The organism is Streptacidiphilus carbonis, assembly GCF_000787775.1.
Taxonomy (GTDB): domain Bacteria; phylum Actinomycetota; class Actinomycetes; order Streptomycetales; family Streptomycetaceae; genus Streptacidiphilus; species Streptacidiphilus carbonis.
This window is the reverse complement of sequence record NZ_BBPM01000105.1, coordinates 1-13949: the sequence shown is the minus strand read 5'-3', so window position 1 is coordinate 13949 and position 13949 is coordinate 1. Positions and strand designations below refer to the sequence as shown.

The following is a 13949-nucleotide window of genomic DNA, read 5'->3' as shown; positions in this document are numbered from 1 at the left end:
TCGAGGACGGGCGCCTGCTGCTCGACCTCCGCACCGTCGATCCCGCGGATGACTGCATCCTCCGAACCGCAGTGCTCGCCGCTGCCTTGACGTCACAGAGCTGAAGACGAGAGCCTTGCAGCAGCGACTTCTGTTATTGGCGATGGTGTTTCAATCCAGGCTCATCGGCCCGCGACCAGAAGTGGATCTCTCTTTCCATGTCCTATCAGGAAAAACTTTCCGAAGCGATCACCAACGTCATCGAACCAGCCGCCCGCCTGGTTGATCGCGAGGGCAAGTTCCCCCGCGACGGGGTGACCGCGCTGGGCGCGGCAGGGATCTTAGGCCTCACGGTGCCGACCAGCCACGGCGGAGCCGGCGCGGGGTTGGCCGAGGCCGCCGATGCGGTACGCCGGGTCTCCGGGGCCTGCGGATCGACGGCGATGGTCCTCACAATGCATTTTGCAGCTACCGCGGTGCTCACCGCGCACGGGCCCGACACGGTGGTCAGGGCCATCGCTGAGGGACGGCACCTGACGACTCTGGCATTCTCGGAGAACGGGTCGCGCAGCCACTTCTGGGCACCGGTCAGCACCGCTCGTACCCATGGTGACTCCGTGATCCTGGAGGCGCAGAAGAGCTGGGTGACCTCGGCGAGCCAAGCCGACAGCTACGTCTGGTCGAGCCGACCGCTCACCGGCGAGGGCCCTATGACCTTGTGGCTGGTGTCATCGGACGCCCCCGGCCTGTCAATCCCGTTCGCCTTCGACGGACTCGGCCTGCGCGGCAACGCCTCCAGCCCGGTCACCGCGGACTCCGTGCGCGTCGCTCCTGACGCCAGGCTGGGTGAGGACGGCACCGGCCTGGACATCGCCTTCGGCGCAGCCCTCCCCTACTTCCTGATTCTCAATGCGGCCTGCAGCGTTGGTCAGATGGAAGCCGTGATCGCCCGGACCATCACCCACCTGACCGGCAGCAAGCTGGAGCATCTGGGGCAGACGCTGGCCGAACAGTCGGGCCTGCGCCAAGGTTTGGCGAGGATGCGGATCACCGCGGACTCGGCACGCGTGCTGCTCGACGACACCGTTGCCGCTCTGGCCGCGGGCCGGGAAGACGCCCAGTTGCGGCTGCTTGAAGTGAAGGCCGCCGCGGCCGAAGCGGCCATCGAGGTCACCGACCTCGCCATGACGGTTTGCGGCGGGTCCGCGTTCCGCACCGATCTCGGTATCGAACGCAGCTTTCGCGACGCCCGTGCCGCCAGGGTCATGGCGCCGACCACCGAAGCATTGCGAGACTTCATCGGGCGTGCCCTGTGCGGCCTCCCCCTGATGTGAGGAGTGCCGGAATGACGCTGCTCATGGGCGCTGTCGCCTATGACCCCAAAGTGGTCACGATCTGGGAGGGGTTCCGGCGCTTTCTCGTGGATCACGGCCTCCCCTTCGACTTCATCCTGTACTCCCATTACGAACGGCAGGCCGAGGACCTCGTCGCCGGCCGGATCGATGCGGCGTGGAACTCCCCGTTGGCCTGGGTCCGGGCCCGTCGGCTGGCCGGGGCCGCCGGCGCCCGGCTGGAAGCCCTGGTCATGCGGGACACCGATCGCGATCTGCGATCGGTGATCGTCGTCCGCGGCGGTTCCGGCGTCGAGAGCCTGTCGGGGCTGGACGGTGCCACCGTCGGCGTCGGCGCCGTGGACTCGCCACAAGCGACCTTGCTGCCCTTATCGCTCTTGCGTAATCACGGCCTGGCAGCCGGAACGAATCTGACGATACGTCGGTTCGATGTCGGAGTCGGACTGCACGGCGACCATGTCGGCGGCGAGCGGGACGCAGCGCGGGCGCTGATCGCCGGTGAGGTCGACGCGGCGTGCATGATCGACGCCAGCCATCTGCTCTTTGCCCGGGAAGGCCTGTTCACCGCCTCGTCCACAAGGATCATCGCTGAGACCGAGCCGTACGATCACTGCAACATGACGACCGGCCCGTCGGCCGACCCAGTCCTCGCTGCACGATTCCGGGAGCTCCTGCTCGGCATGTCGTACGAGGACGCCGAGCTGAGGTCGCTGCTCGATCTTGAAGGACTCAAGACGTGGCGTCCGGGGCGGACGAGCGGCTATCAGGCACTTGAATCGGCCGTGGACGAGGCACGCTTCTACGGGGAAGACGGCGCGCTGCTGGCTGATGACTATCGACCTTGAGGATCTCGGCCTGGACGCGGGCGGATACCTGATCGTGCAGCGCGCGTTGCGCGACCTGCCTATCGGAAGCCGACTCGCCGTCCACGGCCGTGATCCGGCGTTGCGGGTGCATCTGGCGGTGTGGAGCCGCGAGCAGGGCCATGGCATCGATCTGAGCGGCCCCGCGCCCACGGTCGTGAAGGGGTCGGCGACTACCGCACGCTGGAGCCGTGCCCGACGCGCGGGCGACCCCGGCCCCGACGGCACGCTTCCGCATGCAGACGTGCGCTGGGGTCTGGCCATGCGCGGCGCGCTCGTCGAGGAGGGCGGTCCACCGCTTCATGCCGACCTCATCGACCGCGGCGTGGTGTGGGCCGAGGCCGCGCAGCAGCTCTATCAGCATGGTGCCGCGCGGCAGTGGAATCCTGACACCGCTGTCCGGTGGGATGCCCCTTTCGCACTGCCTTCGGAGATCGAGGGCGCGGTCGTTCAGGTGATGACGTACCTGGTTGAGAACGAGTACGCAGCCATGCAGATCCCCGCTGGATTCATTGCCCGCATGCACCCTCATTACCGCGAAGTCATGCAGGTCCTCGCGATCCAGGTCGCCGACGAGGCGCGCCACGTCGAGGTGTTCACCCGACGTGCGATGCTGCGCTCCAGTGAGATGGGCGTCTCCGGTGCCGGCGGCCGAGCCTCCTTGCAGACACTGCTGGACGAGACGGACTTCAGCCTGGCGGCCTTCCTGCTGTCGGTCCTCGGTGAGGGCAGTTTTCTCGATCTTCTGGAGTTCATCACGCGGCACGCCCCCGATCCTGTGACCCGGGAGGTGGCGGGCCTGGCGCTGCGCGACGAGCGGCGCCATGTGGCCTTCGGCATGGCTCACCTGAAATACGCGGCCGACGCCGACAGGGCACTGCTCGGACGGTTGAGAACGGCAGTTGAGCGACGGCACGACGCCCTGGCCGACACCGCCGGGCTGAACCAGGACGTCTTCGACTCCCTCGTCGTCCTTGCGGCCCACGCGTGGACACCGGAGTCACTCAGGAGTGGCTGGAACGCAGTCCAGGCGCTGCAGAAGGCCATGAACGAGGGCCGCCAGCGACGCCTGGTCCAGTTGGGCTTCCCCAGCGATGAGGCAGTTGAGCTGTCCGCGCTTCACACCCGAAACTTCATGTGAGCAGCCAGGTCAGTAACTGCCGAGCGTGCCGCGGCCCTTCGCGATCCGCCCGCCCACGCTGAAGGCGAAGATCCCCGCGGCGAGATACGCGGCAGCGGTGACGAACAACCACACCAGACCGCCTGCGCCCCACAGCCCGGTGACAGGGTCACCGTCGATCAGCACCTTGTACAGGCTGGCAACGGCACTGGTGACAGGGAACACGCGGCCGAGACCGGAGAACCAGCCGGGCACGGCGAAGACGGGGAGTGCGGAGACGGCGAAGACCATGACCAGGAGGAGAAACGCCTCTTGGAGCATGTGCACGCGCTTCCAGATCAGAGTCATCCCGCCGATGATCAGTGAGTAGCCGACACCGGTCACGATCAGCAGCGCGGCCGGAACCAGAGCGGCTGCACTCCAGTTGTAGTGCAGCGTCACGAAGGCGCTGACGATGCCGTAGGTGGCGGCGATGACGATCAGGGTCTCGATCAGCGCTGCAACCACTCGTCCGGCTGCCACGATCAGCCAGGGCGGCAGCGGAGACAGGTAGACCTGCTCCAGCGTGCCCGACTGGATCTCGGCGAGCAGCCGCCAGAACAGCTTCACAGCCTGGAAGTAGAAGACCATCGCCGGTAGGAAAGCCAGGACGAGCAGCGAGGTCCGGCTGCTCTGCAGGGACCAGGAAACATGGCCGCCGGCGACCTGGTCCCCCGCGCCGAGCAATGGCCCGAGCAGGAGGATCAAGAGTGCGAAGAAGGGCAGCTCGAAAAGGATCTGCACACGCTCGGACCAGGCGATCAGCAGGCCCTTGCGAATCTCGTTGCCCAGGCTCACCATCGAACGGGGCATCATCACGCGCTCAGCCCCCCTTCCCGCCGCGCCCGGCGGATGTTGAACGTGTAGATGTACCAGCCGAGGCTGCCCAGCACCACGACGTGCACCAACAGCCAGGGGAGGGTGCCATCGGTCCATGCGGCGCCGAGGCCCCGACCCGCGAGGGCCGTGTTCAGCACCTCCACTCCCAGCGTGGTGGGTACGAACCTCGCGAAGATCACGACGCCGTGCGGATACGCGGTCACCGGCACGAAGATGCCGCCGAAGAACATGACGATCATGTTGAACACATGCCCGAGCGCCCCGATGCTGCTCACCGCGACCGTCAGGGCGGCCATCAGCAGCCCGTACGCCAATGCATCGGCGACAGTGAGCACAACCGGCACCAGCGCATCGGGCCGCACCGTGTAGTGGACCCCGAACCCGGTCCAGAAGGCAGCGGTGAGCACAACGGCCGGGATCAGCCCTTCAGCGGCCAGCGCGCCGAGCCGCCCCAGCACGAGTAGCGACGGCGGGACCGGGCTGAGGTGGGCTTGTTCCAGCGTGCCTGAGTTGATCTCCTCGGCGATCCCGCCGCAGCCCTGCACGGCGGCACTGCTGGCCACCGCGTAGGCGAACAGGCCGGGCAGGGTCGCTGCGAGCACTCCGTGGTCGATGCGGCCGGCGCCGACGAAGAACTCGATCATGAGATAGATCAGACCGACCGAAACCGTAGCCATGATCAGCACCGCGCGGCGCCGCCAGAGCAGCAGCAGCCCCTTGGTGGTTTCGCCGATCACCGCTCTCAGCGTGTAAGCGGACCCACCGGTGCGAGGTACCGCGATCACGGTCATCCCACACGCTCCGCGTCGGCGGAAGGCGCACTGCCGCTGTCGGAGTGGATGAGCTGGATGAAGACCTCCTCCAGATCCGGCTGGGCCCGGCTGACCGATACCAGGGGGATCCCTTTCGCGCGGATCTCGGCGAGGAAGCCCTGCAACGCCTCCTGGCCGGTGTCCGGCAGTGTGACGACAGTGGACTCGGCGTCAGCCTCGGCGCGGGCTCCTGCTGGAAGCAGAGCGGTGATGCCGTCACGGGTCGCGTCGACGCGGACCACGAAGCGGTCCTCGCTGTAGCTGGACAGCAGTTCGCCGGTGGCAAGGTCAGCGATGACGGATCCGTTCCGGATCACGGCAATCCGCGCGGACAGCTCCTGTGCCGTTGCCAGCTGGTGGGTGGTCAGGACCACCGTTTTTCCTTCGTCACGGGCGAGATGCGTGATCCAGTCCTTGACGGTGCGGGCCGCCTCCACGTCGAGGCCGAGGGTGGGTTCGTCCAGAAGGATCACGGGCGGATCGGTGATCAGCGCCGCGGCGATCGCCACCTTCTGCTGCATCCCGCGTGAGTAGGAGCTGACCGGCTCGTCCTTGCGCTCCCACAACCCGAGTTCGGACAACAGCCGCTCAGCCCGAGGCTTGATCTCGGCGCCACGCAAACCTTTGAGCCGACCGAAGTACATCAGATTCTGCCACGCCGAAAGAGGCCAGTACACATTGCGCGATCCCTCCAGAACTGCGCCGATCTGGCGCACCGCGCTCGACCGCTGCTTGGCCACATCGAAGCCCATCACCCGGACCGACCCTGCCGTCGGCAGGATCAGCCCGCAGATCATCTTGATCGTCGTGGTCTTGCCCGCGCCGTTCGGCCCGAGCAACCCGAGAACCTGGCCCGGCGGAATGCTCAGCGAAACCTCCTGCACCGCGGTGACCGGCTGTTTACCGCGCTGGTAGGTCTTGGTCAGACCGGACAGCTCGATGGCCATGCCCTCGTACCCGGCCACAACGGGACCTCCCGCCCCTCCTGAATATGCGTGAACTGACTGGCACGTCACCCTACTTGGCTTACACCGTATACCGTCAAGCGTTATGCTGTAAGCCATGACAACGCAGGTGGACGGCGGCAAGAAGGCGGTCAGGGGCTCCCTGTCGCGCGAGCAGGTGCTGCGCGGCGCGCTCGACTACGTCGATGAGCACGGGCTCGACCAGTTGAGCATGCACAAGTTGGGCGCCTCGCTCGGCGTGAAAGCTATGTCGCTGTACAAGCACGTGACCGACAAGGACGACCTTCTGGACGGGATCGTGGGGCTGATGTGGGCCGAGATCCCAGCCGAGCCGCCAACCGACGACTGGCGCGAGGCCATCCGCCGGCTTGCCGCATCCCTGCGCGACCTCGTCCATCGGCATCCCGACGCAGCACCACTGCTGATCAGTCGTCAGGGTCTTCGGGAGCGGCCTCTGCTGATCTGCCACGGCCTGATGCGGCTGATGCGGGATGGCGGTGTCCCCGAGAAGTGCGCGGCTGCCCTGCTCCGCACCGTCTTCCCCTTCGGGCTCGGCTACGCGCTCGCAGAGTTGTCCCTGCCCGCGTCTCCCGATCAGGGCCCGTGCGACGAGATCGGGTTCATCCGGCGCGCCACCGACCTGCTGCCGGCCGAGGTCTCGAACGACTTGATCCGCACGGCGCTGCTGGTCTGCGGCGACTGTGAGATGACCGCCCAGTTCCACTTCGGCGTCGACCTCATGATCGGCGGGCTCAACTCCTACCTCGAATCACTGTCCCCGGGCATGGCAGAGGTGCCGGAAGGGGCGTCATGACCAGCATCCCGGCGGAGCACGAGATCGACAGCTGGCTCGCGGAGTACATCGGCGAACTCCTCACACTCCCCAGCGCCGAGATCGACCGCGAGGCCACGTTCGACAGCCTCGGTCTCGATTCCGCCACCGCGATCGCCATCACTGGTGAACTGGAGGACTGGCTCGGCTTGCAGCTCGATCCGAACGTCGCATACGTCCACCCCACGATCCGTTCGCTCAGCCGCTACCTCGCGGAGTCGGCAGTGTCCAAAAACATCGCGAGCTGAGGGTGCCGCACCTTCAACTCACCAGGAGGCAAAGGAGGTCACATATGAGCGCAGCGAACCTTGGACCGCAGAAGGACCCGGGCGGGGGCGATTGGCACGCGCCCGGCGAGACCATCGTCGAAGTCCTGCGGCATCGTGCCCGTCTGCACGGAGACCAGCCCCTGTACGGATTCCTGGACTCGGAGGCCGAACTCACCGAATCCCTGAGCTATGCGTCGCTCCTGCGGCGAGCGGCTGGACTTGCCCGTCTCCTCCTCGAACTGGGTCTGTCCGGCCGAAGGGTTCTGCTCGGATTTCCGCAAGGCCCGGAGTTCATCGTCGCCTTCTTCGCCGCGAACATCGCCGGCGTGGTGCCGATACCGATCAAACTGCCCAGACGGGTCGAGGAGGCCGTGGCGCTCTCCCTGATCGCCGCGGATTCGGGCGCGGCCGCGATCCTGGTCGCTGGAAAGCATCGAGCAGTCGTCGCGGAGCAGTTCGCCGCCGAGCCGACTCTGGCCGGGCTGCGCGTCATCTGCGAGCAGGCCGGCGGCGAACAGGCCGGCGGCACGGAACCGGACGTGGCGGTGCGGGCCGGCGATGTGGCACTGATCCAGTACACCTCGGGTTCGACCATGGCCCCCAGAGGTGTCCAGGTCACACACGCCAACCTCATCGCGAACTCCGAGATGATCCGCACCGGATTCGGCAATGACAGCACTTCGGTCAGCCTCGTATGGCTGCCGATGTTTCACGACATGGGACTCGTCGGCGGGGTTCTGCAGCCGCTCTACACCGGCTTTCCCCAGTACTTCCTCAGTCCGTCGGCGGTGCTGCAGCGGCCGAGCCGCTGGCTCACCGCGATCAGCCGCTGGCGCGCGACGATCAGCGGGGGGCCGAACTTCGGCTACGAGATGTGCGTGCGGCGTCCTCCGCACGAGGGGGCGGAGCCTCTCGACCTGTCGAGTTGGAAGCTTGCCTTCACCGGCGCCGAGCCCGTGCTCGCAACTACCGTCGAGCGGTTCTGCTCCCGTTTCGCCGAGGCCGGCTTCTCTCCCCGTGCCTTCTACCCCTGCTACGGACTTGCCGAAGCCACCTTGATCGTCACCGGCGGCCAACGCGGTGACGCCGTTCACATGGTCAGCGTCGACGGCGAGGAGATGGCACGCGGCATCGTCGCCCGCGCGGAAGGACCGTCGGCGTGGCGGCTCGTCGGGTGCGGGGACGCGCGACCCGGAGTGGGGCTCGCCATCGTTGACCCTGAGACTGAGCAGCCGGTCGGCGCAGACCAGGTCGGCGAGATCTGGGTAGCGGGTCCGGGGGTGGCCGCGGGGTACTGGAACCGGCCCGAGGAGAGCCGTCGCACCTTCGGTGCGCGATTGCGGGACCGGCCCGACACGGCGTTCCTGCGTACCGGTGATCTCGGGTTCGTCACGGACGACCAGTTGTTCGTGGTGGGTCGGTTGCGCGACAGGATCGTCATACGCGGCCGCAATTTCTACCCCGAGGACATCGAAATGACCGCTATCACGGCCTGTACACGCTGGGACGCGGCGGGCTGCGCGGTGTTCGCTGCTGACGATTCCGCCGCCAAGGCCGTCAGCGGCATCGTCGTTGCGGTGGAACTGCCCAGTCGCGTCGACGAGGTGACACAGCGCGAGATGGCGGCCCACGTCCGCGCTGCTGTCGTCTCGACACACGGCGTCACCGTGAGTGACGTCGTAGCCGTGGGAAGGTGGCACTTGCCTCGTACATCGAGCGGCAAGGTCCGGCGGTCGGAGTGCCGCCGCCGGTACAACTCGGGCGTGCTGGTCCCGCATCCACGAGGGGACGACGGACCCCGGCCCCAAGCTGACGGACACTCGGCTGAGGCCGCCGGCCGGCGCCCAGCGCCCCTTGACAACTCGCCTCGACGCCAGTGAGAGTCGTAGGGTGAGCCTGGCGGAAACACCGGCGCCGTGGGGGGCGGTTCTCCTGCCCTCCGGCACGGTCAGTGCGTTCACGGCTGATCGGGGTGTCTCACGTTCTCGCTTGAGGCTTCGTGCCCGGCAAACCTGGTCCACCGACTCTGCCCGCGTCGCGGGTACAGGCACAAATTCCTGCGGCACCTGCACACCCGTAGGAACGGCGATGCGGTAGCACGCCCAGACCTCCTCGTCACGGCGCAGTTCGCACGACGACCGGCCGACCCCAGGCGATGCCGCCTGAGGGCCAAGGGACATCAAGGAGAGGACGGGAAGCCCACCATGACGATAAGCGACGACCTGACCGTCGAGACGCTTGAGGCGCGCCGCGCTGCGCCGGAGCCGACGGCCCGCGTGATCTTCGGCGTGACGAACCTGTACGGCATCTCCCACAAGGGGATGGACATGCCTCTGAATTCCGAGGAGTCCATCAAGTCGGGACAGATCGTGCTCATGCTCGACCCCGCATCGCCCCCGCAGACGAACATGGGCATCGCGGACTTCGACCAGTTCGCTCTGCGTGTCCGCTACGGCGTACAGGGCGTCTTCCCGGGACTGCACGACCTTGTGCTGGCCGGTGGCCACAGCCCCTCGCTCCTCGCACCCATCCGGGCGACCGCGACTGACGACTGCACGATCGAGCCGGATCTGTCCGGATGGCACGCACGGGGCTGCCTGGAGTTTCTCCCGGGCTCCATGTGGTCCGGCGCAAAAGGCGGTTGAGACGGCCGCATAGTCTCCAGTCTGGAGACAACGCTCTCGGCCCTTCGCGACGGCCGGCCCACCACGGTTGTGTATGAGACGACGTTCCTCATCACCTGGCCCATGCACCTAGGAGGAGAATCCACCACCGTTGACTTCGCCGGCTCCATGACGCTGGTCCCCTCCATGGGATTCGTTTAGGAGGCCCGGTGCCGTCTGCTCTCCGTACCGCCCAGCGGGTGCGCTCATGTACCTGAGCGACACGCCGCCCTGGTTCAGCTTCCTGGTCCACCCCAGGCAGACCTCCGACGTCGAGCAACTACCTGGCGCCTCTCTGCTGCGCAAGTACAGCAAGGATGACGAAGAGTTCATCCAGAAGGCATGCACATCTCCCGCACTCGTACTGGGAGAGGTCACCGTCCGGGGCTCATCGATCCGCGGCGAGGTGGTCGGGGCCGTCAGAATGCCCCACGCCATCCTCACCCGCGAGGGAGTGCGCGCCATCGTCGAGGCCGCCCAACTGGCAGCCCAGCGGGGAGCCGCAGTCATCGGCCTGGGCGCGCTCACTGCGCCCGCGACCGGTGGCGGCTCGTTCCTGCTTCCGCACCTGCCGTCCGACGTCACCGTCACCAACGGCAACGCCTTCACGGCCGCGGTCGCGAAGGCGAACGTCCTGGAGGCATTGGCAGCCCGTCCGGTGCCCGACCCCACCGTCGCCGTTCTCGGCGCGACAGGCTCGGTCGGGGTGGCGGCTTCGCATCTCCTCGCCGACGAGGGCCTGGACCTCCTTCTCATCGGACGGTCCACGGACTGGCTGCAAAAACGCCTCGGCAGCCTCGCTCCTGCCGCGCGGCTCAGCGACGACGTGGCGACGGTGGGCAAGGCGGACGTCGTACTGGTCCTGACCAGCGACCCGTCGGCGCGCTTGCGGCCCGGGATGCTGAAACCGGAGGCCGTCGTCATCGACCTCGCGCAGCCCGCCAACGTGCCCCTTGCGGAGTACGCGGAGTTTCGGCAGGCCGGCATCGCGATCGCCGAGGGCGGCATCGTCCGTATACCGGGTTACCGCTGCACCCAGGAATTCTTCCTCGACGGCCCGGAGGACACTTTCGCCTGCCTGGCCGAGACCTACCTCATGTCCAGCACAGGGCTGCGGGAACACTCCACCGGTCACGCCAGTCCTGATCTCGCCCGGACGCTGTCCTCGCTGGCGGCCAGGAACGGAGTCCTCGTGCGCCCGCTCCAGCTCGAACTCCCATGACTTCACACCGCGACAACGGCACACCAGGAGGCGTGACATGCACGAAATCGTTCTGATCAACGCCCGTTGCGAAGGCGATCCCGAGATCGGGAAGTTCGCAGACTTCCTGCGGCGCAAGTTCGAGGGCCAGGCGCAGGTGGAGGTGGTGGAGATGGAGACCTGCACGGACTACGCCGCGGTTCCGCCGGCGCTGATAGAGCAACTGGCAGGCCAGCAGATCGACGGCATTCCGGTGCTCGTCCTCAATGGCCGGGTGCTGTCGGCCGGCACACTGCCCAACTGGATGGACAGCCTGGAGACGATCACCGCCGCGATGCGCGCCCCGGCGAGGACGGCATGACCGCCACGACTCCACTTCACCACGGCGCGAGCGCGCTGGACCCGACGCGTCTGCGCAGCGACTTCCCCTGCCTGGCCTCGGAGAGCGTCTACCTCGACAGCGTGGCGTCGTCCCTGACACCGGTCTCCGTGGTCGAGGCGATGAACGAGTACTACTTCAGCTACCGCGCCAACGTCCACCGCGGCAGCTACGACGCGTCCATGATGGCGTCCGAGCAGTACGAGGCAGCCCTGGCGAAGGTCGCGGCGTTCATAGGCGCCGACCCCGAGGAGGTCGTCTTCACCTCCAACACGACGCTCGCGCTGAACCTGGCGGCTCTGTCGCTCCCGCTCAGCGCAGGGGACGAGATCGTACTGTCCACACTCGAGCACACCTCCAACATGGCGCCGTGGGCGCTCAAGGCGTATCAGGTCGGCGCGACGATCCGCTGGTACAACCCGGGGCCCGAGGGCGTCTTCGAGATCGACGACTTCGTCAAGCTGCTCAACGAACGGACCCGAATCGTCGCCCTGACGTACGTGTCGAACGTGCTCGGCACCGTCTATCCCGTGGAGGCGATCGCGAACGCCTGCTCCGAGCGCGGGATCGTCTATGTCGTCGACGCCGCCCAGGCGGTCCCGCACCGGCGCATCGACGTCCATGCACTCGGCTGCGACTTCCTTGCCTTCTCCGGCCACAAGATGCTCGGCCCCACAGGCATCGGCGTGCTGTACATGAAGCGGGAACACGCCGAGACCCTCATGCCGGGGATCGCCGGTGGGGGCACCATCGACACAACGGCCGAGTGCCGGTGTCCGTCGATCGACGAGTGCGGGCCCAAGTACGTCACCTTCAGCGCGCTTCCCGACAAGTGGCAGGCGGGAACACCACCGATCGCAGAGGCCATCGGCCTCGGGGCGGCAGTCGACTACCTCCAGGCCGTGGGCATGGAGAATGTGCACCGCCACTCGCAGAGCCTGGCGGCAGGCGTCGCCGGTGCCCTCCGATCAATTCCCGGCATCCAGGTATACGGACCCGAGGAGGCCTCACTCCTGTCGAGCATCGTGTCGTTCAACCTCGCGAACGTCCCGCCCGACGAGGTGGGACGCATGCTCAACGAGCGGTACCACATCGCCGTGCGGTCCGGAGCGCACTGCGCACTGTCGTACTTCATGGGCGCTGACGCGGTCGTGGACGTGCCCGGCAACGTTCGGGCCTCCTTCTATCTCTACAACACACAGGAAGAAGCCCAGCAGTTTGCCTCCGCCGTCCGTGAGATCGCCTCCTTCTGCAGCTGAGGCCAGTCATTCCGTACTGGGCTCTCAACGAGACATTGGGGAAGTTCCGTGAGCACTGTCGCTCCTGCAAAACCATTCAAAGCACTCGATGGACCGCACTTGCCATCACTGGTGCAGACAATGCGTCTGCTGGACGACCCCAACGGGTTTCTCGTCGGCGCCTGGCGACAGTACGGTGACCTCTTCCGGCTCCGGATCCAGATCATGGGCGACGTCATGGTGGTTGCCGACCCGCAGCTGATCCGGGAGATGCTGGTGGGCGATCAGTCGCTCTTTCTGGCCGGTCAGGCGAACCAGCTCGGTGAGCCGATGGTTGGCGCACGCTCCCTCTTCCTGACGGACGGTGACGACCATGTATGGCAGCGGCGGCTCATCCTGCCGCCCTTCCATGCGCGCAAGCTCCAGTCGTATGTGAAGCAGATCGAGGCCATCTCCGCGAAGAACCTCGCCGCCCTGCCGACGGGAAAGGCCGTAGCGACACGGCCCTACATGCAGGCGATTGCCATGGACGTCATCCTGGAGATCGTCTTCGGTGTCCGTGGGGCCGTCGCTGACCGGCTGCGGGAGGCGCTCATCGCCATGCGCGGACCGCTCGGCACGATCATCATGCTGCCGTGGATGAGGCAGGACTTCGGCCCAGGCAGCCCCTGGCGGATCTTCACAAACAGGCGCAACCGCGTCTACGAACTCATGGCAGAGGAGATGGCGGCCCGCCGAAAGGAACCCGACCTCGCCGAGCGCAACGACACGCTGTCAATGCTGCTGCTGGCAACGGACGAAGAGGGCCGAGGCCTGTCGGACATCGACATCCGTGACCAGTTGCTGACGCTCGTCACCGCCGGCTACGAGACGACAGCCACAGGCCTCGCCTGGGCAGTCGAACGTCTGTCCCGCAATCCAGAGGTTCTTGAGACTGCCCGCGCCGCCGCTCTGAACGGAGACGACGCCTACCTCGCCGCCTGCGCCCGCGAGACATTGCGGGTGCGCCCGCCGCTCTACCACATAGCCCGTCGGCTCGGGCACGACTACAACATCGGCGGCTACGAGGTACCCGCGGGCCTGGCGGTCATGATCCCGATCCTGCTGCTCCACCAGCGGGAGGACATCTATGACAGCCCGCTCGCCTTCAGACCCGAGCGGTTCCTGGCGCGGGTCGATCCGCTGGACTGGCTCCCCTTCGGCGGTGGCCCCCGTCGTTGTGTCGGCGCCTATCTGGCCGAACTGGAAATGCAGATCGCGCTCAAGGAACTACTGACGCACTACACGATCCACCCGGCCGGGACAAAGGACGAGCACATGAAGGTCTTCCACGTCACGCTTGTACCCAAGCACGGCGGCGTCGCGGTCCTGGAACGGATCTGAACCCCGCACGCCGC

Annotated in this window: 14 protein-coding genes; 11 read left to right on the top strand and 3 right to left on the bottom strand. The window is 66.8% G+C overall.

Annotation, left to right across the window (positions count from 1 at the left end; genetic code table 11):
* Window positions 1-197: 197 nt before the first annotated feature.
* Genes TR46_RS36790 through TR46_RS36785 form a run of 3 tightly spaced genes read left to right on the top strand, consistent with a single transcriptional unit; the run spans window position 198 to window position 3335 of the window.
* On the top strand, window positions 198-1313 hold the full coding sequence (locus TR46_RS36790) for an acyl-CoA dehydrogenase family protein (RefSeq protein ID WP_042411263.1): 1116 nt from the start codon (window positions 198-200) through the stop codon (window positions 1311-1313).
* 11 nt (window positions 1314-1324) lie between these two features.
* Window positions 1325-2176 carry a phosphate/phosphite/phosphonate ABC transporter substrate-binding protein gene (locus TR46_RS40485; RefSeq protein WP_052433448.1) on the top strand — a complete coding sequence of 284 codons (852 nt, stop codon included), beginning with the start codon at window positions 1325-1327 and terminating at the stop codon, window positions 2174-2176.
* A complete protein-coding gene (locus tag TR46_RS36785) occupies window positions 2160-3335 on the top strand; it encodes a ferritin-like domain-containing protein (protein ID WP_052433447.1) in 1176 nt (391 codons plus the stop codon). Before TR46_RS40485 ends, TR46_RS36785 begins: the two co-directional genes overlap by 17 nt.
* 9 nt (window positions 3336-3344) lie before the next feature.
* Here the strand turns inward: TR46_RS36785 and TR46_RS36780 are convergent, their stop codons facing one another.
* Genes TR46_RS36780 through TR46_RS36770 form a run of 3 tightly spaced genes read right to left on the bottom strand, consistent with a single transcriptional unit; the run spans window position 3345 to window position 5952 of the window.
* A complete protein-coding gene (locus TR46_RS36780) occupies window positions 3345-4172 on the bottom strand; it encodes an ABC transporter permease (RefSeq protein ID WP_201776485.1) in 828 nt (275 codons plus the stop codon).
* Window positions 4169-4984 (bottom strand): ABC transporter permease, encoded by an 816-nt coding sequence (locus tag TR46_RS36775; protein WP_042411256.1) that lies wholly within the window; start codon window positions 4982-4984, stop codon window positions 4169-4171. The genes TR46_RS36780 and TR46_RS36775 overlap by 4 nt, the downstream gene beginning before the upstream one ends.
* Window positions 4981-5952, bottom strand: a complete 972-nt coding sequence (locus tag TR46_RS36770; protein WP_042411283.1) for an ABC transporter ATP-binding protein — start codon at window positions 5950-5952, stop codon at window positions 4981-4983. Before TR46_RS36770 ends, TR46_RS36775 begins: the two co-directional genes overlap by 4 nt.
* A gap of 115 nt (window positions 5953-6067) precedes the next feature.
* On the opposite strand from TR46_RS36770, the gene TR46_RS36765 reads away from it, so the two are divergent.
* From TR46_RS36765 to TR46_RS36730, 8 genes are all read left to right on the top strand, one after another.
* Complete coding sequence (locus tag TR46_RS36765) at window positions 6068-6784, top strand: TetR/AcrR family transcriptional regulator (protein ID WP_042411253.1); 717 nt, start codon at window positions 6068-6070, stop codon at window positions 6782-6784.
* Window positions 6781-7050 (top strand): acyl carrier protein, encoded by a 270-nt coding sequence (locus TR46_RS36760; RefSeq protein WP_042411250.1) that lies wholly within the window; start codon window positions 6781-6783, stop codon window positions 7048-7050. Before TR46_RS36765 ends, TR46_RS36760 begins: the two co-directional genes overlap by 4 nt.
* A 44-nt stretch (window positions 7051-7094) precedes the next feature.
* Window positions 7095-8951 (top strand): fatty acyl-AMP ligase, encoded by a 1857-nt coding sequence (locus TR46_RS36755; RefSeq protein ID WP_052433445.1) that lies wholly within the window; start codon window positions 7095-7097, stop codon window positions 8949-8951.
* A 324-nt stretch (window positions 8952-9275) separates the two neighbouring features.
* Window positions 9276-9716: a hypothetical protein gene (locus TR46_RS36750; RefSeq protein ID WP_042411247.1), complete on the top strand. Its 441-nt coding sequence runs from the start codon at window positions 9276-9278 to the stop codon at window positions 9714-9716.
* A 226-nt stretch (window positions 9717-9942) separates the two neighbouring features.
* On the top strand, window positions 9943-10956 hold the full coding sequence (locus TR46_RS38695; RefSeq protein WP_052433444.1) for a hypothetical protein: 1014 nt from the start codon (window positions 9943-9945) through the stop codon (window positions 10954-10956).
* Between the two features lie 37 nt (window positions 10957-10993).
* The gene (locus TR46_RS36740; protein WP_042411243.1) at window positions 10994-11296 is read left to right on the top strand and encodes a hypothetical protein; all 303 of its coding nucleotides are present in this window, start codon (window positions 10994-10996) and stop codon (window positions 11294-11296) included.
* Window positions 11293-12573: an aminotransferase class V-fold PLP-dependent enzyme gene (locus TR46_RS36735; protein ID WP_052433443.1), complete on the top strand. Its 1281-nt coding sequence runs from the start codon at window positions 11293-11295 to the stop codon at window positions 12571-12573. The genes TR46_RS36740 and TR46_RS36735 overlap by 4 nt, the downstream gene beginning before the upstream one ends.
* Window positions 12574-12693: 120 nt before the next feature.
* Window positions 12694-13935 (top strand): cytochrome P450, encoded by a 1242-nt coding sequence (locus TR46_RS36730; RefSeq protein ID WP_042411240.1) that lies wholly within the window; start codon window positions 12694-12696, stop codon window positions 13933-13935.
* The last annotated feature ends 14 nt before the right edge of the window (window positions 13936-13949 follow it).